This is a genomic window from Allobosea sp. NPDC003192 (assembly GCF_050275675.1).
Classification (GTDB): domain Bacteria; phylum Pseudomonadota; class Alphaproteobacteria; order Rhizobiales; family Beijerinckiaceae; genus Allobosea.
The window spans coordinates 1-23,544 of record NZ_JBNNPK010000012.1 but is presented as its reverse complement, the minus strand read 5'-3'; the positions used below and the strand labels follow the sequence as shown (position 1 = coordinate 23,544).

Genomic DNA, 23,544 nt, shown 5'->3' with positions numbered 1-23,544 from the left:
GACAAAAAAGCGGGCGCGGCTCAAGCCGCGCCCGCTCTGCGTTTAGCGGAACATTAAGCATGATTTGGCAGGCTTTCGCCCGATCTTCGTCGGGCGGGAGGGCCAGGGCGTTGTCTATCGTAGTGTCACGCTCGGCCGCATCGCGCCTGACGATCCAGCTCCGGATCGCGCTGGTCAGCGTCGTCTTCGTTCTCGGTCTCGTCTTGATCGGCGCAGCGTCCTGGACCGGCAGCAGCCGCCTCACCGCGGCCTTCGAGGACCACAAGGCCTATTCCGCGCTGGCCGCCCGCTCGCGCGAGGTGCGCGCCGCGAGCTTCGCCTTGAAGGCGCAGAGCCGCGATGTCCGATTCCGGCAGGAAACGACTGATATCAACGACTTCAAGGCCGGTCTTGAATCACTCAAGCAAGCAGTTGCCCGCCTCGGCGCGGCGAGCGGAGCCGAGCGGGTGCGCGACAGCATCGCCGCGCTCGACGCGCCGCTGAAGGCGATCGAGGCAGACTTCACCGCCATCGGGGCGATGCAGCTCGCCTTGCGCGCGGCTGCGCCGGACGGTCTAGCCGCCAGGCTCGAAGACGCAGCCGAAGCGCTGGAGACCAAGGTCCGCTCCAACAGCATGGGCTCCGACTCGCCCGACCTCGCGCGCCTCCCCGGCATCCTTGCGGCCTTGCGCCGGATCGACGCCGCCTATCGCCTCTCCCTCGACGAGAGCCTGCTCGGCCAATGGGAGGTCGAGCAGGGCCGCTTCGAGCGCGCGCTCGCCCGCCCGGGCGTCCCGGCCGAAACCAAGACCGAGATCGAACCGGCCTTCAAGGCCTATGCCGAGATCGTTCCGGCCTGGAGCAAGGCCGAGAAGGACTTCATGCTCGCCGGCGAGAAGCTCTCGGGCGAGTTCGACCTGATCGCCCCGCCGCTGCGGGAGCTCGAAACCCGGCTCTCGACCGAGGAGGCGCAGGCTGGCGCCCGCCTTGCCGAGGCGCAGAGCTGGACGCAAGGGATCATCTTGGGAACGATCGCGGCCGCGCTCGTGCTCGGCCTGATCGCCGCCTTCATCGTCGGCCGCACTACCGCTTTGCCCTTGCGCCGCCTGCGCGACGCCATGCTGAAGCTCGCTGGCGGCGACTATGAGATTGCCGTCGCCGGCCTGTCTCGTCGCGACGAGATCGGCCAGATGGCGCAGGCCGTGCAGGTCTTCAAGGAAAACGGCCTCGCGGTGCTGAGGCTGGAGGCCGAGACCAGCGAAGGCCGGGCCGAGGCCGAGCGTCAGAACCTCGCCATCGTCAGGCAGCGCGAGGAGGCCGCCGCTATGCAGGGCGCGCGGCTCGCCGAGCAGCGCGAGGTCGTCGCCCTCCTGGCCGAAGCGCTTGCCCGCCTCTCGCAGGGCGACCTCACCGTCCGGATTGAGGATGCGGTCGCACTCGACTACGAGACGCTGAAGCAGGACTTCAACACGGCGATCGAGCGCCTCGCCGCCACCGTCGACGCGATCAAGGCGACCTCCGTCGAGGTCGCGACCGCCGGCCGCGAGATCACCAGCGGCGCCGACGATCTCTCCAAGCGCACCGAGGAACAGGCCTCATCGCTGGAGGAGAGCGCTGCTACCACCGAAGAGCTCGCCGCCTCCGTCAAGGCCGCGGCCGATGCCTCGCGCCAAGCCGCCAGGCTCTCCCAGGAAGCGAGCGGCATCGCCCGCAAGGGCGGCGCCACCGTCGAAGACGCAATCCAGGCAATGACCCGCATCGAGGATGCCTCGAAGAAGATCTCCGACATCACCTCGGTGATCGACGAGATCGCCTTCCAGACAAACCTGCTGGCACTGAACGCTGCGGTCGAGGCGGCCCGCGCCGGCGATGCCGGCAAGGGCTTCGCCGTCGTCGCCTCGGAGGTCCGCACCCTCGCCCAGCGCTCGGCAGAGGCGGCCAAGGGCATCTCGGCGTTGATCAAGGCTTCGAATGCGCTGGTCGGCGATGGCGTCGAATTGGTGCGCTCGGCCGGCGCGGTGCTCGGCCAGATCGTCGAGGCCTCGCAACGCGTCGCGACGACGGTCACCGAGGTCTCCTCGGCCTCGTCCGAGCAGGCCAGCGGCATCGACGAGATGAGCCAGACCATCGCCCATATGGACGAGATGACCCAGCAGAATGCCGCGCTCGCCGAGCAGAGCGCGGCCTCGGCCACGGCGCTGGCCCAGCAGATCGAACGGCTGAACGGCCTGGTCTCGGCGTTCCGGACGGATGACGCCGGGCGCACCGGCCATGCGGCCGACCTCTCCCGCGAGCGCCGCCGCGCCTGATCATCGCTGGGCGGTTGACGGAAGCCGCACAGCCGGCGCATGGCTGCGCCCTCTTTCAGGACGCAGTTTTCATCACATGACCGGTTCCGGCACCGACCGCACCCGCCCGTCCATCGCGGGACAGGCCCCCATCGTCATCCTCGTCGAGCCGCAGCTCGCCGAGAATATCGGCATGTGCGCGCGGGCCATGGCAAATTTCGGCCTGACGGAACTGCGCCTCGTCGCCCCGCGCGATGGCTGGCCGAGCGGCGGCGGCCTGAAGAAGGGCGCGACGGCGGCCGCCTCCGGCGCCACCCATATCCTCGACAATGCCCGGCTCTTCCCCGATGCCGCCGCGGCGATCGCCGATCTCAACCATGTGCTGGCGACGACGGCGCGCGAGCGCGGCCAGATGAAGCGCGTCTTCACCCCGGCCGAGGCGATGCCGGATCTCTCCGAACGCATCACGACGGGCGAGCGTGTCGGCATCCTGTTCGGGCGCGAGCGCATCGGCCTGACCAATGAGGAGATCAGCTTCGCCGACGCGATCCTGACCTTCCCGGTCAACCCCGCCTTCGCCTCGCTCAATTTGGCGCAGGCGGTGCTGCTCTGCGGCTATGAATGGCTGAAGAGCAATGGCGGCGAGCCGGCCTTCCGCGAGAACAACCCCTCCCCGCCGGCGAGCCGCGCCACCGTGCTCTCGATGTTCGACTATCTCGAAGGCGAACTCGATCGCTGCGGCTTCTTCCCGCCCGGCAAGAAGCCGATCATGACCGCCAACCTGCGCGACATCCTGCACCGGCTCGACATGACCGAACAGGAAGCGCGCACCCTGCGCGGCGTCTTCAAGTCGCTGGCCGAGGGGCCGAAGGCCGGCCGCGAGCCGAAGGCCTGAAGGAAACGACATGCCTGCACCGCCGCGTAGTGGCTACAAGCCAGCGGCCATAACGTCATCCATGGTGAACCACACGCCTTCGCCAGCCGGTATCTCGCCATCTATGAGGAATTCGAGGGCGTCGCTAGTTGCCCGCCCTCGAAACTGCGATGATCTGACGGCAACACCGTATTTGCCGTAATTCGGTCCTTTGAAACCACGGCTGACATAGATCGATTTCGGCGCATTGGCTGTATTGGGCGTATTGAGGCCCGTATGCCTGATCGCCTGGTTCGACGCGACCTCCTTATCGGGCGTTCGCCAAACCCACCATTCGTCCTTGTTCGCTGCGATTTGTCTTAGTTGCTGTGCCGTGGCTCTGGATCTGAGCGTGCGGGCGACAGCGCCCTCGGCAACAGCCTCGCCTTCCTGAAGCAACTGCCGGACCGGAGGAGGAGCGTTCTTGCGCGCCATCTGCTTGAACGCATTGCCGAGCATGGACCTTGCAGCCTCAGAGACGGACAATACGAAGATGATGGCCTCTTTCGAAACACGCATCAGGTCTATCAGGTCGATAGACATCTTGTTGATGGCCTGTTTCTTCAACGCATACAAATTCGGTGTCGTCGATGCGTTCATCTTGAGCGGAAACAATCGGCCTTTACTCCCGATACTACCCTGTTTGACATATGACGCCTTCGAATCGAGATCGAGCGTCTCGCTGCTAATGTCATCGATATTCAGAGCAAGGACGACATCGTCGAGGTATTTTACTATGATAAATTTGGACCAGTCACCGTTTTTAGATCGAAAATCCGGGTCGTAATAACCCTGAGTAAAGCTATCGACGAAAACGAGTTGCTTCGCCCCCTGAGAGGTAACCCTGACTTTCATGACGGCAAACGTATTGCCGTTTGAACTCGCTGCGACCTCCGTCTCCCCCGGCTTGAAGCCGATCACTTTGAACGTCACGCGGATGTCGGAAATCCATTCGTTGACCGCAGCTTCATTCTCGATGCCCACGATCATTGGGTCGGCGACGGTCAGCGTAACGTCCCCCCAGCCTGCCACTCCCGCGACCCCGACGAGCGCTCGTCCGCCGTGGTCGATCTCCTGAAGGCTCAAGCGGCCATCATCGCTGAGAATGGCGCCATCACTGCTGGCGAATGACGGCTTTGCGAAGTACTTTGTCGCGTCGCGAGGTCCAACGCTCTCGTTGGCGGCTCGCTTTGCCTCCTTTTGTGCTGAGAGCGGGCCTTCGCCGTAACTCGCCCTGTACCATCCTGTTTGCTTGGCCGGGTTGATGGGAAGATGCCAGCTTTCAGCTGTCTTCGATTCCCATATGATATTGATCAGCTTCGGCGTCTCGGACCAGCGCCCCTTTCCCGACATCTGATTCAACGGGTCGCGCCACGTAACCTTTCTGTCGTCCGTGAAGATGTACTCCCACGTCCAGTTCCGGAACTTCACCATCCAAGTCCCGATAATATCCTGATTGGCCATGGGACGACCTTTCTCGGCGGGAGAAATGAGACATCTGCCATCATCGTTTCGAGAAGGCGTCCTTCATTTGAAGGAACCGGTCGACGTGTCCGGCCTGCAGGTCTCAAGTCGTCTTTGAACAAAGCGCTGCGGACGCCTCCAGCTCAGCCATGCTCGTACCGCCACGTTCGGGACCGGCGCATTTTCATACCCAGCCGCCTCGCGACGCTTCACAGTCTCTTCTTCCGAGCTAAAACAGCCAACGCGCCAACAAAAAAGCCGGCCCGTGAGGGCCGGCTGAAGTCAAGTCTCGAAACTCGAAGCGCTCAGAACTGGTACTTGAGCGTCGCCTTCACCGTGCGGCCGGGCTCGCTGTAATAGTCGCGGGCCTGCGCCAGCACGCCGGTCGGCACGTTGGCCGCATCAAAATACTTGCGGTCGAAGATGTTGTAGAGGCCGATCTGCAGCTCGAGATCCGCCACCTGCGGCAGCGGCCGCCACCAGGCCGTGGCATTGAAGATCGCGTAGCCCGGCGCCTTGAAGCCGGTGGCGACACCAGCGGGGGTCACGCCGACATTGTCGCGCCGTCCGGCGAGCTTGGTCGAAACCTCGGCGCCCCAAACGTCGGTGCCATAGGCGATCGCGACGATGCCCTGCATCGGCGGGATCGAGTTGAGATAGACGTGGTCGCTCGTGTTCTTGCCGCGCGTATAGGCGAAGGAGCCACGCACAAGCCAGTTCGGCGCGAAGGCGTATTGCATGTTCGCCTCGACACCGGAGATCTCGGCGCGCGGGATGTTCCGGTAGCTGGTGATGCCGCCCTGCGGATACAGGCCGCCGACACCCGGGGCCTGAACCTGCAGCTGCTCGATGAAATCGCGATACTTCGTGTAGAAATAGGTGACCGAACCACCGAACTGCTTGTCGCCGAAGCGGAAGCCGACATCGATGCCGTTGCCCTCCTCCGGACGCAGCAGCGGATTGCCGGTGCGAAGATAGGTGCTCGGACCGCCGAAGCGGCCATAGAGCTCGTCGGCCGTCGGCGCCCGGAAGCTCTTGGCCCATTGCGCGAAGACGGTGACGTCCTTCACGACAGGGGCGTTCTTCAGGATGTCGTATTCCAGCCTGATGCGCGGCGACCAGCCGGATTCGCTCGAGGATGGCGGCAGGCCGACCGGACGCGAGCCGCCCAGCGAATAGGCCAGCGTCGGCTGCGGCTTCTCCTCATACCAGTCGAAGCGCACGCCCGGCGTGACACGCAGGCGGTTGTCGAGCAGGCCGATTTCGTCCTGCACGTAGAGACCGACGAGCCGTCCGTCGACCTTGGGCTGGTCGGCCTGGTTGGTGAACAGGTTGTTGCAGGTCGCGAAAGCGCCCGTGAAGCGTCCGGATGCCGGCCGCGGCGGGCAGTTGTCGACACCGGCTGAGTACTGCTTCAGCGTCGACATGCGCAGCTCGGTGCCGAAGGTCAGACGGTGCGAGGCCAGCCCCGTCTGGAAGTTCTTCACGCCATAGGCATTGAAGCCATAGGCGTTTTCCTCGCTCTCGTTGTCGCGGGTATAGGGCCCGACAATGCTGGTGTAGCGCCAGGCATTGACGAGATCGTTGCGCTTCAGCCGTTGCCAGTAGAGGTTGGCATGCGCCTCGTCGAGGAAGCCGCCGGGCTGCTTGTAGTCATAAGTCAGCGAAACGCGGTTACGCTCGACATCCTCGCCCTGCTCGTAAGAACCCGGCCGGAAGTTGCCGGTCAGGGAAACCGTGCTTGTCCTGGTCTGGATGCGGTCGGCGCGCTTGAAAAACTCGCCGGTGATGCCGAAACGATGCGCCTCGCCGACCTGCTGGTAGACCTTGCCGAGGAAGCTGTACTGGTTGAAATCCGCCGGGTTCGGCGCCGTGCGGGTCGCGCCGATCGACTTGAGGCTACCCCGGTTGTCGATCTCGTTGCCGTTGCGGAAGCTGCCCTGCAGCAGGACGGAGGTACCGCCCATGCGCGCCGCCGCTGCCGCGCTGCCGAACCAAGCCTGGTCGGTGCTGTCATAGCCGGTCTTGGCGAGCGCGCCATAAGAGCGGCCATTACGGATCAGATCCTCGGGGTCCAGCGTGCGAACCGCGAGCGCGCCGCCGAGCGCCCCGCCGCCGAGCGTGGCGCCACCGCTGCCGCCGCGCAGCAGGTCGAGCGAAGACAGCGAATCGAAGTCGAAGGCGGTGGTGCCGGCGCGGCCAATTCGAGTGTCGATGATGAATGGCTGCCGGATGCCGTCGACCGTCGTCAGCACGCGCGCGCCATCGAGGCCGCGGATGTTGAGCGATCCGTTCTGGCGATTGAAGGTGATGCCCGCCTCGACCCTGTTCGACAGGTCCGTCAGGTTCTGGACCTGCTCGCGATCGAGTTCCGCGCGTGTGGTGGTCGTGGTCGTCGGCCCCTGCAGCAGCGGAGCCGCCTGCCGCTCGCCTTGAACCGTGATCTGGTCGAGCTGCACCTGGTCGGTGGCGACGGTCGGTGCGGGGGTGCGTTGCTGCTGTGCCAGCGCCGGCGTGACCGCCAGTATCAAGGCCCCAAGCGCTACGCCATGGCGTAGCCCGCTGCAATTCGTCCCCATCGCCCATATCCCGTCGCTGAGAAGCAATTCGCCCTGCCAAAGTGACTTGCCAAGTCGAATTGCTTTTTATAATGCCTGAAAACTAGGCCTTATGCCTTACTTTCATCATCAGCGGTTATTAAAGCTCAATTTAACTGTCAATAGACTCCGAGTTGTGAGATAAATTACTTAATTATTGGAATTTCAAACTAAGCTTTTCATTCGTCTAAACTGATCCGCGAACCACCCGCACCGCAGGTGCGCCCCCAGCCTCGCAAAGCTGTGATGGCCCTGCTCCCGCCGCACTCGCAGTCGTGTATTGCAGCGCGAAAAGCGGCTGGCATCCTGAGCCCGCCGCAGATACGGACCGCTCTTCATGCTCGACCGCCGGAGATGGCTGATGGGATCAGGCGCGCTGGCAGCAAACCTTGCCGGCGACCTTCTCCCCGCGCGCGCCGCCGAGCCCGACGTGATCGTGATCGGCGCCGGCGCCGCCGGCATCGCCGCGGCAAAGCAGCTCCGGGCGGCGGGCCGCTCAGTGATCGTGCTCGAAGCGCGCGGCCGGCTCGGCGGCCGGACCTTCACCGATTCCTCGCTGGGTCCCCCCTATGACGCCGGGGCGATGTTCATCCACTGGGCCGAACGCAATCCCTGGACCGAGATCGCCCGCGAGCTTTCCGTGGCAACTCCGAATGAAAGCTGGGGCAGCAGCTTCCAGCTCTTCCAGAGCGGCAATCCCATGCCCGCCGGCGATCGCGCTCGCCGGCGCGGCGCCTTCGGCGAGATCGACCGCCGGCTCGACAATGCCGATCTCGAGGCACGCGACCTCTCGGTCGCCGAGGTGCTGAGCGATCTCGGTCCCGATCTCGCGCCCGTCGCGGCCTCCGGCATGCTGCTCTCGATCGGCGAGGAATCGGCACGCATCTCGGCGCGGGACTATCAGCGGCTCTGGGCGGGCGAGGACTATGTCGTGCCGAGCGGCTACGGCAATCTCGTCGCCCGCTACGCCGAAGGCCTCGACATCCGCCTGAACCAGCCGGTGACGGCGATCGACTGGAGTGGCTCGCGCGTCGCCGTCACCACCGCCGCGGGAACGTTGAGAGCCCGCGCCTGCATCGTCACCGTGCCGGTCGGCGTGCTGAAGGCCGGCGCGATCCGCTTCACGCCGCAGCTCCCCGCCCGCACTCGCGACGCGCTCGCCGGCATCGGCATGGGCGCGCTCACCAAGATCGCGCTCAAGGTCGATGAACGCTTCGGCATCGCGCCAGGCACGACCTATTTCGAAGCCGGAGCGGCGACGAGGCTGATCAGCTTCGATCTTTTTCCCGGCGATCAGGGCATCGTCATCGGCTATTGCGGCGGCGATTTCGCCCGCGATCTCTCGACCGCCGGACCCGACGTCGCCCGCGAACAGATCGTCGACTTGCTCGCCGCGATGATCGGCGGCGAGTTCCGCAAGGCGGCCGGCCCGGTCTCCTTTCCCGCCTGGTGGACCGACCCGTTCTCGCACGGCTCCTATTCGGTCTGCATGCCGGGCCACGCAGGTGCGCGGGACATCCTCGCCGAGCCGGTCGGCGGCAAGCTCTGGCTCGCCGGCGAGGCCACCGCCGGCGGCGGCGCCATGACTGCCGGCGGCGCGACACTTGCCGGCCGGACGGCCGCTGCAGCCGTGGCTCGGCTCAAAGTCTAGGCACCGGAGGAGCCGAGATCGGCTCAATCCCGCACAAGGCTTGCCCGACCCGCCCAGCCTTTGCCACCATGGCGACGCTGGGGATCGATGCGGAGCCTGATGATGCGCCCGACGCTCATTCTCGCCGGCGTCCTGCTGGCCTCGCCGGCGCTCGCCGCCGGACCCTATGCGAAATTCTCGGTCGGCAACTGGGCCGGCGGCGCCTTCACCAACAACCAGACCGGCGACTTCTCGCATTGCGCCGTCTCGGCCAGCTACAAGAGCGGCGTCACCATGCACGCCTCGCTCAACAGCAGTTATGGCTGGAATCTCGGCTTCTCCAACCGGGCCTGGGGGTTGAAGCCGGGCGACAGCGTGCCAATGGAGCTGGCTTTCGACCGCAACGACATCGTCCGCATCAACGCCAAGGCGGTGCAGCCGCAGCTCGTCGTCGTGACCATGCCGGCGAACTCCAACATCGTCCGCGCTTTCCGCGGCGCCGAGTTCCTCGAAGCCAACATGCTCGGCGCGCGCTACACCTTCCGCCTGACGTCGACCGCCGAGATCATGCCGGCGCTGCTCGACTGCGTGAAGACCAACGCCAATCTCAAGGTCGCCCCCGGCACGCCGGCGCCGGCGCAAGGCGGCGGCACCACCGCCGCCGCCGCGACCGACCCGGCGATCCAGCTCGAGGCGGTGACGCTCGCGACCAATTTCCTGCTCAAGACGCAACTGCCCGAACCGAAGGTGCTGAGCGGCCCGGAAGCGCCGTCCGGCATTGGCAACAACGGCGCCGGATGGCGTGCCAAGGGCGCGACCGGCCTCGTGCGCGTGCTGGCGAATCCGAACCAGAAGGATGTCGACGTCGCCGCCATGGTTTCCGCTGCCGATGCCCGCGGCTGCCAGGGCCGGTTCGCATCCGGCCGGACCACCGACACGGTCGAGGGCGCCAGCGTGCTGCGCGGCTTCTCCTCCTGCGAGAATGGCGGCGATGCCCGCTATTCCGAATTCTATGTGCTGCCGCGCAAGCAGGGCGGCTTCGTGATGTTCTCGGTCGTGACCACGGGAGATGGCTCGCTGCACCAGCAACGCCGCACCGACTTCCAGCGCGCAGCGCTGACCTCGGTGCAGTAACGGCATCCGATGAGGGCTTTCCTCGCCAGCTTCTGGCGCTTCGACGGACGCCTCGCCCGGCTCGGCTATCTCCTGCGATGTGTCGTGGTCATCGTCTTCTTCCTGGCGCTGCTGATCTTGGGCATGGAGATTTTCGGCCTGACGCCGGCCGAGAGCTCCGGCCCGCTCTTCTTCGTCGAGCCGATCCCCAACCTCGTTTTCACACTGCTGTTCTACTGGGCGGTCATCGCACTCTCGGCACAACGCGTGCGGGACATGGGTTTCGCGGTCCTGCCGATCATCGCGGCGCTGATCACGCTCGAAGTGCTCGAGAACTTCGTACTGCCTCGCCTGACCGAATCGCGCCTACCGGAGCCACTTGAGATGATGACCCCGGTCGGCGGCATCCTCTCGATCATCGCCTACCTCTGGCTGCTGGTCTGGCCGAGCGCTAGAGATCCCGCTCCCAGTTCTGCCCGACCAGATCCTTCCCGAACGAGTGATGCTTCTCCTCCGCCACCAGCCTGAAGCCCTCGGCGATGTAGATCGCGCGGGCCGCATGCAGGATGTCGTTGGTCCATAGCACCATGCGGCGATAGCCGGCGGCGCGGGCGAAAGCGATCGCATCCTGCACCAGGCGCTTGCCGAGGCCGAGCCCCTGTGCCCGCGTCTCGACCAGCACGAGCCGAAGCTTGGCCGCCTCGTCGCTCTCGCGCACCACGAAGGCCGAGCCGACCGGCGCGCCATCGAGTTCGGCGATGAAGCAGCGCTCCTGACCCGGCTTGAACTCGCGCAGGAACTTCGCCGCGATCTCGGCGACCAGCGCCTCGAAGCTGATGTCCCAGCCATAGACCTCGGCATAGAGCTTCGCATGGGCCGAGATCACCCAGCCGATGTCACCCGGACGATGCTCGCGGATCGTCACCGCAGGCTGCGGGCTGGCGGCGCCCGACAAGAGCGTCTGCGCGCGATCGAGCGCGGTGACGAGCACCGCCTGCTCGCCCGCTCCGAGACGCGAGAGGATTGCGTCGGCCTGCCGGCGCGAGGCCTCGTCGAGCGGGGCGAAGGCTTCGCGCCCTGCTGGCGTCAGCCTGAGATCATAGGCGCGGCCATCGCCATCCGCCCTCGCCCGCTCCAGCCAGCCCAGGTCGACGAAGCGCTTGAGCAGGCGCGAGAGATAGGCCGGGTCGAGGCCGAGCTCGCGCGCCAGCTCGCTGGCGCGCCAGCCGTCGCGCTGCGCCAGTTCGTAGAGCACGCGCCCTTCGGTCAGGCCGAAGCCGGAGCCGTGCAGATCGCCGCCCAGCGCCCCGATGAAGCGCGTATGGAATCGGCCAAAACGGCGGATCGTTGCAATGGCGGGCGCATCGACGGCGGACATGGCCGAACTCCTCAACTGGTCGCGAGAATCATCAATTAATAGACAGAGTCAACTAAATTATCCCGCCGTCGGACGTCATTGATTCACCCTGCCTTAACCGGGCAGGCGCCCAATCGAGGGCTTGGCGGACACGATGGAATAAGTGCGATGCGGGTCGATCTTCTCGCCGGAGCCGGCTATGCCGCGCCGGTGCTACCCTTGCGAATCCCGACTATCCTCGCCTTCGATTCCGGCCTCGGCGGCTTGACCGTGCTGCGCGAGGTCATGCGCCAGCGCCCGGATGCCGACATCGTCTATGCCGCCGACGATGCCGCCTTCCCCTATGGCCGCCTCGACGAGCAGGCCCTGGTCGCGCGCGTGCTGGAGGTGATGGAGCGCCTCGTCGAGCGCTTTCATCCCGATCTCGTCGTCATCGCCTGCAACACCGCCTCGACCCTGGTTCTGCCGGCACTGCGGGCCCGCTTCGCCATCCCCTTCGTCGGCACCGTGCCCGCGGTGAAGCCCGCAGCCGAGCGCACTCGCAGCGGGCTGATCTCGGTGTTGGCAACGCCAGGCACTGTCGCGCGCGACTACACGCACGATCTGATCGAGCGCTACGCCGCCGGTAGCGAGGTCACCCTGGTCGGGGCGACCCGCCTCGCCGGACTGGCCGAAGCGGCGCTGAAGGGCGAGCCAGTCGACGATGCGCAGATCGCGGCCGAGATCGCGCCCTGCTTCGTCGCCAAAGACGGCCGGCGCACCGACGTGGTGACGTTGGCCTGCACGCATTACCCGCTGCTGCTGCCGCGCCTGCAGCGGCTCGCGCCCTGGCCTGTCGACTGGATCGACCCTGCCCCGGCGATCGCACGGCGCACGGCGCAATTGCTCGGCCCAGCCCTGCCCCGCCTGGAGCCGGCCTCGACCGTCGCCGTCTTCACTGATGGTGCCCGCCTCTCCGGACCCGCACACATCGCGCTCGCCGGCTTTGGCCTGGCGCGGATCGAGACCGAGTCGCTTCCACTCGCACTCCAGCCATAATTTGGAACTGTTCTGATCTGGAGGCGTTACCGACGCCACCACCGTCTCCACATGGGAGGACAGGATGAGAAAGCTGATCTTCGCCATCGCCCTGGCCGGCGGTGCCCTGCTGCTCGGCCCCGGCCTCACCGGCGAAGCCCAGGCCAAGCCGAAGGGCTGGCACGGGCACAAGGGCCATCATTACGGCCATGGCTACGGCCCGCGCCGGCATCATGGCTGGAATCGCGGCCGGCATCTGGGCTGGTACAAGCATCCGCATCATCGCCGCGCCTATTGGCGCTATTGATGCCGGCTCATTGACATCGCCTGCCGTTTCCCTCATAGGCACCTCCGTCGCGCGGCTCCTCACGGGGCCGCGTGGCTTTTTCCGCACCCGTGATCCGCTTCTCTTCGGAGGCCGGATCTGTCGCCCCGGAGACGGGGACAGGAGGGCGCGGTCCTCAACTCGCGAACCATAGAGGACACGCGACATGTCGAAGCGCCATGAGGCGAAGTACAAGATTGACCGCCGTCTCGGTCAGAACATCTGGGGCCGTCCGAAGTCCCCGGTCAACCGCCGCGAATACGGCCCCGGCCAGCACGGCCAGCGCCGCAAGGGCAAGCCGTCCGACTTCGGCACCCAGTTGCGCGCCAAGCAGAAGCTGAAGGGCTATTACGGCTCGATCTCCGAGAAGCAGTTCCGCCGCTACTACGCCGAGGCGATCCGCCTCAAGGGCGACTCGGGCGAGAACCTGGTCGGCCTGCTCGAGCGTCGTCTCGACGCGGTGATCTACCGCGCCAAGTTCGTCCCGACCGTCTTCGCCGCCCGCCAGTTCATCAACCACGGCCACATCACCGTGAACGGCAAGCGCGTCAACATCGCCTCGTACCAGGTCAAGCCGGGCGACGTGATCGCGGTCAAGGAGAGCTCGCGCCAGCTCGCCATCGTCATCGAGTCGGCTTCTCTCGCCGAGCGCGACGTGCCTGACTACATCGACGCCGACCACACCAAGTTCTCGGCCACCTACACTCGCACCCCGACCCTGACGGACGTGCCCTACGCGGTGCAGATGGAGCCGAACCTGGTCATCGAGTTCTACTCGCGCTGATCACGGCCTGCGGGGTGGCTTCCATCCCGCTTCCGGTCTGTTTCAGGAGAGGGCTTCTCGCCCTCTCCTTTTTTATTGCCGATCCTATTGTCTCTGGCTCGCAACCCTGTCCCAGGCCGGGTGACCGGCGGGGTCCTGCGACCAGAAGGCGATATCGTCGAACAGGATCGTCTGGCTGACACCGGGCAAGGCGTCGCGATAGATGCCGAAGCGCGGCTGCGTGTCGATGAACGGCTTGCCGTCCTTCATCGTGCCATAGCGCGGATAGCCGAGCACGCCGCGGAATTCCGGGCAGGCGCGACCGTCGAGCCAGAGCCTGAGGCGGCTCTCGCCGGCCTGCTGGCTCGGCCGGATCATCACGTTGACGCGGTGCCAGCGATCCGGCTCTACCGGCCAGTCGCCGCAGAACTGAGCCTGACCGACGCTGTCCCCTCAGGTCTCGGTCCCCGCCGTCTTGGCCCGGAAGACCGGCTTACCGTTGTCGGAATCGACCTCGATCTTGAACAGCGGGTTGCCGGCGAGAGCCAGCCCGAAAAGGAGTGCCGCAGCGGTCAGGTTGCGGTCCTGCGCGATGGGCTTCATTCCGTCCCCGCCTCTCGAAATGCGAGACGAACGTTACCTTCGTTCTTGCGCCGATCAATCTACGATTGTGCCAGCGCAGCCGCCCACCCGCCGGGATGCCTCCTCATCACCGCCATAGTTCACGGTCAGGCAGGCTGGTCGCAGCCACCTTGGGCTGTGGTGGCAGTCGATCACGGAGAAGCGCCTTGAAACCGACTCTTCCAGTCCTTCTCGCCATACTCCTCGCGCCGACACTGGCCCATGCCGAGGACATCGCCATCGCGGGCATCGGCCAGTCGCGCGACTTCACCTGCAATGGCGAGGATGTCGCGATCTCCGGCCAGGGCCATACGGTCGCGCTCAAGGGCAGCTGCGGCGCGATCGCCGTCCACGGCAGCGGCCACACCGTCACCTTCGAGGAGGCGACCTCGCTCGCGGTGAGCGGCGCGCAGAACAAGGCGAATGGCGGCACCACCGGCAATGTCACGGTCGAGACCGCCGAGAACAGCATCTCGGCCAAGGTCCATGCCGGTGAGACCCCGGCGGAGATCGACGTCTCCGGTGCCGATCACATGATCGAGCTGGAGTTGACCGGACCGGCGAAGATCGAGGTCGGAGGCGCCAAGAACACCCTGAACTGGACGGCCGCAGCCGAGGTCAGGGCGCCGAGCATCTCGACCTCGGGCATCGAGAACCGCATCGTCAAACGCTGAGCGCGGCCCTCGATCCCCCACTGCGTTACGTCAGTTGCAGACGCGCACCGGGCGATAGCCGGCGAAATCGCCCCAGTCGTCATAGACCGCCTGGCGCTCGCGCCAGCAGCGGCGGCGAACCACCACCGGCTCGTCATCCTCGACATAGACCGGAGCCGGCGCGGCATAGGCCCGGCTGCCGGCGCCGGCGGCAAGCGCGCCGCCCAGGATCGCGCCAGCGGCGAGCCCGCCGAAGATCGCCGCCTTGCGGCCATCGCGCGCTTCGGCCGCCGTCGGGGCCGCAACCAGAGTGGTGGCTACCATGCAGCCGGCGATCAACAGACCGCAGATCGATTTTACGTCACGCATGCAAGCGTCTCCGTCCTAGGAAGGTGGGCCCCGCTTCACCCAAGAATAGGTCACGAATACGGCGCTGGCCTTTACAAAGCCTTTACCAAGCCATCCCGCACGCAGGACGCTCAATCGCCCGTGTTTCTTTCCCAGGCTGCATGGGTGACGCTGGCCTATGCGCTCGACCGCCAGCGGGATTCGAACGATTCGCAGAGGAGACGAGACCGCCCTCATCCCTCCACCAAGAGCGTTGATTCAGTGCCTCAGCCGGATACGCCAATACCTTGATCGGACTCGTGAACAGGCCTCTCCGGCAACCAGTCCGCACCGTCCCTGCGGGGCATGACGTCGCGTCGAGACTCAGGTTAGCGTCCTTTTCCCGCCACAGGGATCAAACGTGCCATGAAGACGCTCATCCTCGCAGTCCTCGCCATCGGCCTCGCCGGCCCCGCCTTCGCCCAGAGCCAAAGCTGCAGCGCCCAGGCCACCGAGAAGAAGCTCGCCGGCGCGGCCAAGACCAGCTTCGTCACCAAATGCGAGAAGGACGCCGGCGCGGCCTGCGACAAGCAGGCGGCCGACAAGAAGCTGGCGGGCGCCGCCAAGACCAGCTTCACGACGAAATGCGTCAAGGACGCCGTGGGGACCTGACGAGTCCGAGCAGTCACCCGCCCTCCTCCTTGAGGGTCGGCCAAACGAAAAAGGGCGGCCCTGCCGGACCGCCCTTCTCTCTTTCGGAATCTTGAAATCAGCCGCGGTCGTCGTCGTCCCGATCGCGCCAGCGGCGCGGGCCGCTGTCGTCGTCGCCATAGCGGTCATGGTCGCGATCGCGGCCGTACCATCCGCGCCCGCCATGCATCTCGCGCATGCGCTCGCGGCCTTCCGACATCGCCTGGCGCACGGCCCGGCGCGCCACGGTCTTCTGCTCGTCGCTGAAGGTCGACCAGAGCGGACGAACCGCGTCAGCCATCTCCTTGCTGCGGGTGGCGCGCTCGGCCTGGCGGTTCGCCCTCATGTCGAGCCGTTCCATGATGTCGGCATCGCGATAGAGTTCGCGCTGCTCGCGCATCTTGCCGAAGCGTTCCTGGCGCTCCTGCGCATTGCGCTTGATCAGGGTCTCAAGCCGCTCGAACGCCGGCACCTGCTCGGGCTTCAGCTTGAGATCGGTGCGCAATTGGGCGAGGCGCTCGTTCATCCGGGCGGTGGCCCGTTCGGCCCGGCGCTGGCGCCATTCCTCGCGCCGGTCGGAGCGGTCGCTGCGCTCGGCACGGTCGCCGCGCGGCTCGGCCTGCTGCTGCGCCGGCGGCGTGCTGCCCGGTGCGGGCGGGATCGGCTGCGGCTGCGCGATCGCCAAGGTCGCCGCGACAGCCGCGGCGCTGGAGGCGACGATGAGGGCGATGCGTTTCATGCGAGGTCTCCGGATTATGGTCTCTACAACAACGGGTCGCTTTGCGGGTCTCGAAGCCGGGTCGCGATGTCGCCACGGTGCCTGAGCCGGGCTGACCCGGCCATGGCGCGCGCATGACAAGATCGTAATGTCGGCTCGACGCGCCAGCGAGCGAGAAGTTCCGATCGGGTCGTCGCGTAGTGCCGAATCGGCGCATGATCCAGCGAAGACCCAGGGCTTCCTTCCGATCGGCAGCGAGTTCCACCGTGCGCAATCTCATCACCGATGTTCGTGGCGTTCTCGTGGGCAATGCCGAGGATGCTGTAGCCGCGACCGGCGTCACCGTCGCCCTGTTCGAGCGGCCGAGCATCGCCTCCGTCGCCGTCCTCGGCGGCGCACCGGGCACGCGCGACACCGCGCTGCTCGAACCGGGGATGACGGTCGAGCATGTCGACGGCATCGTCCTCTCCGGGGGCTCGATCTGGGGGCTGTCGGCTGCCGACGGCGCCCTCAGCTGGCTTGCTAGGGAGGGACGAGGCTTCCCGATCGGCGGCTACCGCGTGCCGATCGTGCCGCAGGCGATCCTGTTCGATCTCGCCAATGGCGGCGACAAGCCCTTCGCCCGCGGCGACGGCGAGGCGCCCTATCGCGTGCTCGCCGAGGCGGCGAGCGCCGCAGCCGCGGCAGAGTTCGCGCTCGGCAGCGTCGGCGCCGGTCTTGGCGCGACCACCGCCAATCTCAAGGGCGGGCTCGGCTCGGCCAGCGCGCGGGCCGCGACCGGCCAGGTCGTCGGCGCGCTGGTCGCGGTCAACGCCGTCGGCTTGGCGACGATCGGCGACGGCCAGCATTTCTGGGCGGCACCTTACGAGCAAGGCGGCGAATTCGGCGGCCGCGGCTGGCCAACAACAATCCCTCCGGAAGACCTGGCCTTGCGCTTCAAGGGCGGCCCCGGCGCCAACACCACGATCGCCCTGGTCGCGACCGATGCGGTGCTGACCAAGGCGCAGGCCAAGCGCATGGCGCTCTGCGCCCATGACGGGCTCGCCCGCGCGTTGCGCCCGGTCCATGCCCCGCTCGACGGCGACGTGGTCTTCGCCGCGGCCACCGGCCATAGCGGCGCTCCGTCCGATGCCTATGCCCTGACCGAACTCTGTGCCACCGCCGCCGACGTGCTGGCGCGCGCCGTGGCGCGGGCAGTATACTCGGCCAGCGCCCTGCCCTTTGCGGGCGCCAAGCCGGCCTGGCGCGACAGGTTCGGCGCATAGGCGGTCGGCACGAAGCCACCGCACGCGAGGGAGCGAAGCGATGGCGACCGTCCGCTATTTCGTGACCGACGTCGACGAGGCGGCAAGGTTCTATGTCGATCGGCTCGGCTTTGCGCTGAAGCAGCAATTCGGCCCGGCCATGGCGATCCTCGAACGCGGCGACCTCAAGCTCTGGCTCGCCGGCCCCGGCGCCTCAGCCTCGCGGGCGATGCCGGGCGGCGGCAAGCCGATCCCCGGCGGCTGGAACCGTTTCGTCATCGAGGTCGACAATCTCGCCGAACTCGTCGAGGCCCTGCGCCGCAAGAGCGTGCCCTTCCGCAATGAGATCGTCACCGGGCCAGGCGGCAAGCAGATCCTGTGCGAGGATCCATCGGGCAATGTGATCGAACTGTTCGAGCCGGCCTGAGGGCCTCGCTTTCCCATTCCTCGAATAGAAACGGGAGGGCTTTCACCCTCCCGCCTGTGGTCACCGGTTGTCGGCCTGCGAACGGACGCCGAGACGCCCGAGCCGCGAGATCCGATAAGGGCCGCCCTCGCGCGACTCGATCAGCCGTTTTCGCTTGAGACCGGCGAAGATGGCCAGCGTACAATCGCTCAGGACGAAGCCCTCATGGGTGAAGCAGTCGATGTGATGGATGCGGCCGTCCTCGCCGCGAAGATGGCGGATCTGTCCGCCACGGGCCAGCACGTGCAGCACGCGCTGCTCGCCCCGCGAAATGTTCATGTTGGTAGAGCCTGTGCATGGAACCATGACAAGCGCAGAGATGAAGGCGGGCCTTAGCTCCGCTCTATCACCCGGCGCTGGATCAGGTCTCGCCGCAGCGAAACCTCACCGGGTTCCCACAGTCTCCAACATAAGGCCCTCTTGGACATCGCGCGGACGCCTCGCGTCCGGGGAGGAGGCGTTTAGGCGAGCGCCCAGCTCGCGTCAATGCCGTGCCGCCGCGCGAAGCCGTTTCACGCCCGCCCCCGGATGCGCTATGGACGCGCCATGTCGACCGATGATTTCCTCGCCCGCTTCGGCGCCGCCGGCCAGCACCAGCCCGACCCCGTCGCCGCCGCCCAGCAGGCGATGCGCAACCCGCTGCCCAAGCGCTTCTACGAGAAGGTCGGCGTGCTCGAACGCGACGGACTGTTCCATGTCGCGCTCGACGGCCGCACCGCCCGCACGCCGGCCCGCAAGCACCTCGCCATCGCCTCGCGCCCCGTCGCCGAGGCGATGGCAGCCGAATGGGACGCCCAGACCGCGGAGATCGACCCGTCGCGCATGCCGCTGACCCGTTTGGTCAATTCGGCGCTGGACGGCGTCGCCGATCAGCACGAGGCGGTCCGCGCGGAGATCGTCCGCTATGCCGGCAGCGATGCGCTCTGCTACCGCGCCAGCGAGCCGGAAGCGCTGGTCGAGCGTCAGGATGCGGTCTGGAATCCGCTGATCGCGGCGCTCGAAGAGCGGATCGGTGGCCGCTTCGTCATGGCGCAGGGCGTCATCTTCGCGCAGCAGCCGCAGACGGTGCTCGATGCCGTGGCGAAACGCGTCGCCGCGATCCCCTCCCCGGTCGCGCTCGCCGGTGCCCACAACGTCATGACGCTGACCGGCTCGACCATTGTGATGCTGGCGCTCGCCGAAGGGCTGATCGACGCCGAGGCCGCCTGGGCCGCCGCCCATCTCGACGAGGACTATCAGATCGGGATCTGGGGCCAGGACGAGGAGGCGGCCGAGCGCCGCGTCCTCCGCCGCAAGGAATACGACGCCGCCGTGCTGCTGCTGGTGAAAGGCTAGAGGCGATGATCCCGGGCGCGCCCAAGGCCGACACCCCGGAAGACTATCTCGCCCAACTCGACGGCTGGCGGCTCGCCACTGTCGAGGCCCTGCGCGCCGCGGTGAAGGACGCCGCTCCGCTCGACGAGCGGATCAAGTGGACCCACCTCGTCTATTTCTCGAATGGGCCGGTGCTGCTGATCCGGGCCGAAGCCGAGCGCGTCCTCTTCGGCTTCTGGCGCGGCAAGCGCCTGCGCCATATCGAGCCGCGCCTGAAGCCGGGCGGCAAGTTCGAGCTCGCGACCATGGTCCTGCGCGAGGGCGATGCGGTCGATGCTACCATTGCGACCGAGTTAGTGCACGCCGCGGTCGCGCTCAACCGCGAGATCGGCGATCCCAGCAAGCCGAGCAGTTGATCAGGCTGCCGCCGGCGGCTCGGTCAGCACGCGGTCGACCAGCCCCCATTCCTTGCCTTCTTCCGCGGTCATGAAGCGGTCGCGATCGAGCGTGCGCTCGACCTCCTCCTCGCTGCGCCCGCAATGCTCGGCATAGAGCCGGATCATCCGGCGCTTGGTCTTCTGGATCTCCTCGGCATGGATCAGGATGTCCGAGGCCTGCCCCTGCGCCCCGCCGAGCGGCTGATGGACATGCAGGCTGGCATTGGGCAGCGCCGCGCGCTCGCCCGGCTCGCCCGCCATCAGCAGGAAGGAGCCCATCGAGCGGGCCGTGCCCATGCAGAGCGTGTGCACGGGCGAGCGGATGTATTGCATCGTGTCGTAGATCGCGAGGCCGCTGGTGACCACGCCGCCTGGCGAGTTGATGTAGAAATGCACCGGCCGTTTCGGATTCTCGGCCTCCAGGAACAGCAATTGCGCGCAGACCAGCGCAGCGCTGGCGTCGTTGACCTCCCCGTTCAGGAAGACGATCCGCTCGCGCAGCAGGCGCGAATAGATGTCGAAGGAGCGTTCCCCGCGCGTCGACTGTTCGACGACCATGGGGACGAGCTGCATCGTGCCGTGCATCGACGACCTCCTCAATTCCGGATTGTTGATCGGCTGTTTGCGAGCTTCGCCGTCAGGCAGCGCGCAGCATCAGCGGCTGGTTGCTGTTGGCAGGCGCCGGCGTCTCGATCAGCCTCGCATCGGTCAGGCTATGAATGATCCGCAGCTCCGTCCCGCCCTCGTTCGGCGCGAGCTGGAAGGTCACGACGCTTTCGAGGAAGGGCGGCTCCTCCTCCCTCAGCCGGTAGCGCAGTTCCTCGCCCGGAACGCTGGACAGCGCCTCAACCTCAGCCGGCAGCCAGCGCTCGCGGAAGGCGGGAATGCTGAGCGCCCGCCAGACCTTCTCCGGCGGCGCATCGAGCTGGTATTCGAACACCAGCTGCTTGGTGCGATCCTGCGTGTCGCTCTCGCTCATTGGTCCATGTCCCGCAGCAGATCCTTGAGGGCATCGATGCGCGCCGGCCAATAGGCCCGGTATTTCGCAAGCCATTGCGCGATCAGGGCAAGCCCATCCGGGTCGACCTCGTAATTGACGAAGCGCCCTTGCCGCTCCTCCCGAACCAGCCCGGCGGTCCGCAGCACGGCAAGGTGCTGCGACATCGCCGGCTGGCTGATCGCCATGCCTTCGCGCAAGGCGCTGGCGTTCATGCCTCCGACAGCGAGCTTCTCGAAGATCGCCCTGCGGGTCGGGTCGGCCAGCGCCCTGAAGATGTCCTGCTCCATGGCATATACATAAGCATACACTTATTTCATTCGCAAGCGGCTCCCGAAATCACCTGTCAGCTTACCAGAATGGGATAGAGCGAGGCAGCAAGCAGCAGCGCCATGACGATGTTGAACACGCGCTGGCGGGCCGGATCGGCCAACAGGCCGCGCAACAGCGTGCCGCCGACCGCCCAGACGGCGATGCAGGGTCCGTTGACCAGGGCGTAGACCATCACGACGATCGCGAGGTTGAGGAAATAGCCCTCGGTCGGCGTGTAGGCCGCGACGGCCCCGACCGCCATGATCCAGGCCTTGGGATTGACCCATTGGAAAGCCGCAGCCGCCGGGAAGCTGAGCGGGGGCGCAGCCTCCGCCCCAGGCTCCAACGGCGCCGAGCGCGCGATCTTCCAGGCGAGATAGAGCAGATAGGCGCTGCCGGCGTAGCGCAGGATGTCGTGCAGGACAGGGATGGCGCTGAACAAGCCGCCAAGCCCGAGCCCGACCGCGAGCACGAGCCCGCAGAAGCCGAGATTGATCCCGAACAGCAGCGGCAGGCTGGCGCGGAAGCCATGATTGGCGCCGGAGGCCAGCAGCAGCGTGTTGTTCGGCCCGGGTGTGATCGAAGTCACGAAGGCATAGCCGACAAAGGCAAGGAGGAGTTGCGGCGTCATGTCCGGTCCAGCGTTGGGAAACGTCGCGCCGGTGATTGTGTATGTGACACTTCTTGCATAGGCTGAAAAGTGTCTCGTGACGCAATTTGTAAGGTAGCATGCTCCTCGCTTCACCCTGGCAACCGCGCCTCGCGGGTAGCAGCGGCTCGGCCAGCGAACGGCTGATCGAGGCGCTGGCTCGCGACATTGCCGATGGTTCGCTGCCGCCGGGCGCGCGCCTGCCGGCTCACCGCCCCCTCGCCTGGCAGCTCGACATCGGTATCGGCACGGTGACAAAGGCCTATGCCCAGCTCGAACGCCGCGGCCTCGTCCGCAGCGTGCGCGGCCGCGGCATGTTCGTCGCCGGTCTGTCGCAGGCGGCCAGCCGCACGATCGATCTCAGCATCAACGTGCCGCCGCAGCAGCTCAGCGACCGCCTGCTCGCCGCCAACCTCGGCGATCTCGCAAAGCGGCTCGACGCCGACAGCTTCGGCGCCTATGCCGCGCCAGCCGGCCGGCTCGAGCATCGCGCGCTGCTGGCCCGCTGGCTCGCGCCGACCGGCCTCGCCGCAGCCCCCGAGCAGCTGTTGATCTGCAACGGCGCCCAGCATGCCCTGGCGATCGCATTCGCGATCACCTGCGGCTCGGACACCGAGCTCCTGACCGAGGCGCTGAGCTATCCCGGTGCGATCGCCCTCGCCCGCCGGCGCGGCTTGCGGCTGACCGGGCTCGCCATTGACGATGAAGGCCTCGTCCCGCAGGCGCTAGACCGCGCCTTGCAGCAGGCGGTCGCAGCCGGGCGGCGCGCCGTGCTCTACATCACGCCGACCCTGCACAACCCGACGACGGCGACGATGGGCGAAGCGCGACGCCGCGAGATCGCGAACCTCTGCCGCGCCCATGACGCGGTGATCGTCGAGGACGATATCCACGCTGCCCTGGCTGCGCCGGGCACGATCGCGATCGCCGCGCTCGCGCCGGAGCGGACGCTGCATGTCTCCGGCCTGTCGAAGGTGCTGAGCCCCGGCCTGCGCATCGGCTCGCTGCTGGTCCCCGAGCCCTGGCTGGAGCCTGCCCTCGCCGAGCTCGCCGCCACCTGCACCATGGCGTCGCTTCTCTCCTGCCTGATCATGGAACGCTGGCTCAGCGAGGACACGGCCGCTTCGGTCGCACGCTCGATCCGCGAGGAGGCCAGCCGCCGCGTCACCATGGCGCGCGAGCTCCTGCCGTCCGGGGTCGCCATGAGCTCGGGCAATGGCTTCCATGTCTGGCTGCCGATGGCGCCGGAGCGAGCGAAGGCCCTGCCGGCTCGCGCCGCTGCTTCGGGCATCATCCTGCCGGATCCCGAGATCTTCTTGGCCGGTGCGCAGGAGCCGCCCTTAGGGATGCGGCTCAGCCTCGGCGGTCCGAAGCTCGACAGGCTGCAGGATGCGCTTGTCAGCCTACGCACCTTGCTTCTTGACCCCGGCAGCACTCCGCAGAGCCGAGCGATGCCGTGATCGGCGCGGCAGTGCACAAAACTCCAGCCGCATGCCGCGAAGGCCGCAATGGACTTCGCCCGCAGCGCCGCTTAAGCGGAAACAAGACCTTTAAAGACCGCGCCCGGGAGGCTCTCGATGAAAGACATTCTCGAACAGCTTGAAGACCGGCGCGCGGGCGCGCGTCTGGGCGGCGGCGAGCGGCGCATCACGGCGCAGCACAGCAGAGGC

The 23,544-nt window shown here is 66.7% G+C and carries 26 protein-coding genes and 2 pseudogenes; 16 read left to right on the top strand and 12 right to left on the bottom strand.

Annotated features, from left to right (window positions below):
* The first annotated feature begins 110 nt into the window (after nucleotides 1–110).
* Both ACQKLX_RS16900 and ACQKLX_RS16895 read left to right on the top strand, forming a co-directional pair.
* Nucleotides 111–2,288 carry a methyl-accepting chemotaxis protein gene (locus ACQKLX_RS16900; RefSeq protein ID WP_427362737.1) on the top strand — a complete coding sequence of 726 codons (2,178 nt, stop codon included), beginning with the start codon at nucleotides 111–113 and terminating at the stop codon, nucleotides 2,286–2,288.
* Nucleotides 2,289–2,364: 76 nt separating this feature from the next.
* Nucleotides 2,365–3,162: an RNA methyltransferase gene (locus ACQKLX_RS16895; RefSeq protein WP_427362736.1), complete on the top strand. Its 798-nt coding sequence runs from the start codon at nucleotides 2,365–2,367 to the stop codon at nucleotides 3,160–3,162.
* 33 nt (nucleotides 3,163–3,195) lie between these two features.
* Here the strand turns inward: ACQKLX_RS16895 and ACQKLX_RS16890 are convergent, their stop codons facing one another.
* Both ACQKLX_RS16890 and ACQKLX_RS16885 read right to left on the bottom strand, forming a co-directional pair.
* Complete coding sequence (locus tag ACQKLX_RS16890) at nucleotides 3,196–4,644, bottom strand: hypothetical protein (protein ID WP_427362735.1); 1,449 nt, start codon at nucleotides 4,642–4,644, stop codon at nucleotides 3,196–3,198.
* Between the two features lie 305 nt (nucleotides 4,645–4,949).
* The gene (locus ACQKLX_RS16885) at nucleotides 4,950–7,223 is read right to left on the bottom strand and encodes a TonB-dependent hemoglobin/transferrin/lactoferrin family receptor (RefSeq protein WP_427362734.1); all 2,274 of its coding nucleotides are present in this window, start codon (nucleotides 7,221–7,223) and stop codon (nucleotides 4,950–4,952) included.
* A gap of 379 nt (nucleotides 7,224–7,602) precedes the next feature.
* Here ACQKLX_RS16885 and ACQKLX_RS16880 point away from each other — a divergent pair, with 379 nt between their 5' ends.
* From ACQKLX_RS16880 to ACQKLX_RS16870, 3 genes are all read left to right on the top strand, one after another.
* Nucleotides 7,603–8,892, top strand: coding sequence for a flavin monoamine oxidase family protein (locus ACQKLX_RS16880; RefSeq protein WP_427362733.1), 1,290 nt, complete (start codon nucleotides 7,603–7,605; stop codon nucleotides 8,890–8,892).
* A gap of 102 nt (nucleotides 8,893–8,994) precedes the next feature.
* Complete coding sequence (locus tag ACQKLX_RS16875) at nucleotides 8,995–10,005, top strand: hypothetical protein (protein WP_427362732.1); 1,011 nt, start codon at nucleotides 8,995–8,997, stop codon at nucleotides 10,003–10,005.
* 9 nt (nucleotides 10,006–10,014) lie between these two features.
* Entirely contained in the window at nucleotides 10,015–10,512 is a 498-nt protein-coding gene (locus ACQKLX_RS16870) for a DUF805 domain-containing protein (protein WP_427362731.1), read from the top strand.
* Here the strand turns inward: ACQKLX_RS16870 and ACQKLX_RS16865 are convergent.
* Nucleotides 10,436–11,362 carry a bifunctional helix-turn-helix transcriptional regulator/GNAT family N-acetyltransferase gene (locus ACQKLX_RS16865; protein ID WP_427362730.1) on the bottom strand — a complete coding sequence of 309 codons (927 nt, stop codon included), beginning with the start codon at nucleotides 11,360–11,362 and terminating at the stop codon, nucleotides 10,436–10,438. The two genes, ACQKLX_RS16870 and ACQKLX_RS16865, sit on opposite strands and share 77 nt — an antisense overlap.
* Before the next feature lie 147 nt (nucleotides 11,363–11,509).
* Here ACQKLX_RS16865 and murI point away from each other — a divergent pair, with 147 nt between their 5' ends.
* The 3 genes from murI (at nucleotide 11,510) to rpsD (ending at nucleotide 13,467) form a co-directional block, all read left to right on the top strand.
* Entirely contained in the window at nucleotides 11,510–12,379 is an 870-nt protein-coding gene (murI, locus tag ACQKLX_RS16860; RefSeq protein ID WP_427362729.1) for a glutamate racemase, read from the top strand.
* 64 nt (nucleotides 12,380–12,443) lie between these two features.
* Nucleotides 12,444–12,665: a hypothetical protein gene (locus ACQKLX_RS16855; protein WP_427362728.1), complete on the top strand. Its 222-nt coding sequence runs from the start codon at nucleotides 12,444–12,446 to the stop codon at nucleotides 12,663–12,665.
* A gap of 184 nt (nucleotides 12,666–12,849) precedes the next feature.
* Entirely contained in the window at nucleotides 12,850–13,467 is a 618-nt protein-coding gene (gene rpsD / locus ACQKLX_RS16850) for a 30S ribosomal protein S4 (protein WP_427362727.1), read from the top strand.
* Nucleotides 13,468–13,551: 84 nt separating this feature from the next.
* On the opposite strand, the pseudogene ACQKLX_RS16845 reads toward rpsD, so the two are convergent.
* Together ACQKLX_RS16845 and ACQKLX_RS16840 are read right to left on the bottom strand one after the other, a co-directional pair.
* Nucleotides 13,552–13,860: pseudogene (locus ACQKLX_RS16845) on the bottom strand (hypothetical protein); the annotation flags it as partial.
* A gap of 39 nt (nucleotides 13,861–13,899) precedes the next feature.
* A complete protein-coding gene (locus ACQKLX_RS16840; protein ID WP_427362726.1) occupies nucleotides 13,900–14,049 on the bottom strand; it encodes a hypothetical protein in 150 nt (49 codons plus the stop codon).
* A gap of 185 nt (nucleotides 14,050–14,234) precedes the next feature.
* On the opposite strand from ACQKLX_RS16840, the gene ACQKLX_RS16835 reads away from it, so the two are divergent.
* The gene (locus ACQKLX_RS16835) at nucleotides 14,235–14,741 is read left to right on the top strand and encodes a DUF3060 domain-containing protein (RefSeq protein WP_427362725.1); all 507 of its coding nucleotides are present in this window, start codon (nucleotides 14,235–14,237) and stop codon (nucleotides 14,739–14,741) included.
* A 30-nt stretch (nucleotides 14,742–14,771) separates the two neighbouring features.
* Here ACQKLX_RS16835 and ACQKLX_RS16830 read toward each other — a convergent pair whose 3' ends face one another.
* Nucleotides 14,772–15,089, bottom strand: coding sequence for a hypothetical protein (locus ACQKLX_RS16830; RefSeq protein WP_427362724.1), 318 nt, complete (start codon nucleotides 15,087–15,089; stop codon nucleotides 14,772–14,774).
* Nucleotides 15,090–15,473: 384 nt separating this feature from the next.
* On the opposite strand from ACQKLX_RS16830, the gene ACQKLX_RS16825 reads away from it, so the two are divergent.
* Complete coding sequence (locus tag ACQKLX_RS16825; protein ID WP_427362723.1) at nucleotides 15,474–15,719, top strand: hypothetical protein; 246 nt, start codon at nucleotides 15,474–15,476, stop codon at nucleotides 15,717–15,719.
* A gap of 97 nt (nucleotides 15,720–15,816) precedes the next feature.
* On the opposite strand, the gene ACQKLX_RS16820 is transcribed toward ACQKLX_RS16825, so the two are convergent.
* Nucleotides 15,817–16,476 (bottom strand): Spy/CpxP family protein refolding chaperone, encoded by a 660-nt coding sequence (locus ACQKLX_RS16820; protein WP_427362722.1) that lies wholly within the window; start codon nucleotides 16,474–16,476, stop codon nucleotides 15,817–15,819.
* A gap of 245 nt (nucleotides 16,477–16,721) precedes the next feature.
* On the opposite strand from ACQKLX_RS16820, the gene ACQKLX_RS16815 reads away from it, so the two are divergent.
* Nucleotides 16,722–17,720, top strand: a complete 999-nt coding sequence (locus tag ACQKLX_RS16815) for a P1 family peptidase (protein ID WP_427362721.1) — start codon at nucleotides 16,722–16,724, stop codon at nucleotides 17,718–17,720.
* A 40-nt stretch (nucleotides 17,721–17,760) separates the two neighbouring features.
* Nucleotides 17,761–18,126, top strand: a complete 366-nt coding sequence (locus ACQKLX_RS16810; protein ID WP_427362720.1) for a VOC family protein — start codon at nucleotides 17,761–17,763, stop codon at nucleotides 18,124–18,126.
* Between the two features lie 60 nt (nucleotides 18,127–18,186).
* On the opposite strand, the gene ACQKLX_RS16805 is transcribed toward ACQKLX_RS16810, so the two are convergent.
* Nucleotides 18,187–18,444 carry a YjhX family toxin gene (locus tag ACQKLX_RS16805; RefSeq protein ID WP_427362719.1) on the bottom strand — a complete coding sequence of 86 codons (258 nt, stop codon included), beginning with the start codon at nucleotides 18,442–18,444 and terminating at the stop codon, nucleotides 18,187–18,189.
* 267 nt (nucleotides 18,445–18,711) lie between these two features.
* Between ACQKLX_RS16805 and ACQKLX_RS16800 the strand changes: the two genes are divergently transcribed.
* On the top strand, nucleotides 18,712–19,500 hold the full coding sequence (locus tag ACQKLX_RS16800) for an ATP12 family chaperone protein (RefSeq protein WP_427362718.1): 789 nt from the start codon (nucleotides 18,712–18,714) through the stop codon (nucleotides 19,498–19,500).
* Nucleotides 19,501–19,505: 5 nt separating this feature from the next.
* The gene (locus ACQKLX_RS16795; protein ID WP_427362717.1) at nucleotides 19,506–19,895 is read left to right on the top strand and encodes a DUF1801 domain-containing protein; all 390 of its coding nucleotides are present in this window, start codon (nucleotides 19,506–19,508) and stop codon (nucleotides 19,893–19,895) included.
* Here the strand turns inward: ACQKLX_RS16795 and ACQKLX_RS16790 are convergent, their stop codons facing one another.
* The 4 genes from ACQKLX_RS16790 to ACQKLX_RS16775 are packed head-to-tail and all read right to left on the bottom strand — an operon-like array spanning nucleotide 19,896 to nucleotide 21,856.
* Nucleotides 19,896–20,501 carry an ATP-dependent Clp protease proteolytic subunit gene (locus ACQKLX_RS16790; RefSeq protein ID WP_427362716.1) on the bottom strand — a complete coding sequence of 202 codons (606 nt, stop codon included), beginning with the start codon at nucleotides 20,499–20,501 and terminating at the stop codon, nucleotides 19,896–19,898.
* 52 nt (nucleotides 20,502–20,553) lie between these two features.
* Nucleotides 20,554–20,895, bottom strand: coding sequence for an SRPBCC family protein (locus ACQKLX_RS16785; protein ID WP_427362715.1), 342 nt, complete (start codon nucleotides 20,893–20,895; stop codon nucleotides 20,554–20,556).
* Nucleotides 20,892–21,203, bottom strand: a complete 312-nt coding sequence (locus ACQKLX_RS16780; RefSeq protein ID WP_427362878.1) for an ArsR/SmtB family transcription factor — start codon at nucleotides 21,201–21,203, stop codon at nucleotides 20,892–20,894. Before ACQKLX_RS16780 ends, ACQKLX_RS16785 begins: the two co-directional genes overlap by 4 nt.
* 56 nt (nucleotides 21,204–21,259) lie before the next feature.
* Nucleotides 21,260–21,856: a LysE family translocator gene (locus ACQKLX_RS16775; protein WP_427362714.1), complete on the bottom strand. Its 597-nt coding sequence runs from the start codon at nucleotides 21,854–21,856 to the stop codon at nucleotides 21,260–21,262.
* Between the two features lie 98 nt (nucleotides 21,857–21,954).
* On the opposite strand from ACQKLX_RS16775, the gene ACQKLX_RS16770 reads away from it, so the two are divergent.
* Together ACQKLX_RS16770 and ACQKLX_RS16765 are read left to right on the top strand one after the other, a co-directional pair.
* Complete coding sequence (locus ACQKLX_RS16770) at nucleotides 21,955–23,334, top strand: aminotransferase-like domain-containing protein (protein WP_427362713.1); 1,380 nt, start codon at nucleotides 21,955–21,957, stop codon at nucleotides 23,332–23,334.
* Nucleotides 23,335–23,451: 117 nt separating this feature from the next.
* Nucleotides 23,452–23,544, top strand: a pseudogene (locus ACQKLX_RS16765) (carboxyl transferase domain-containing protein); the annotation flags it as partial.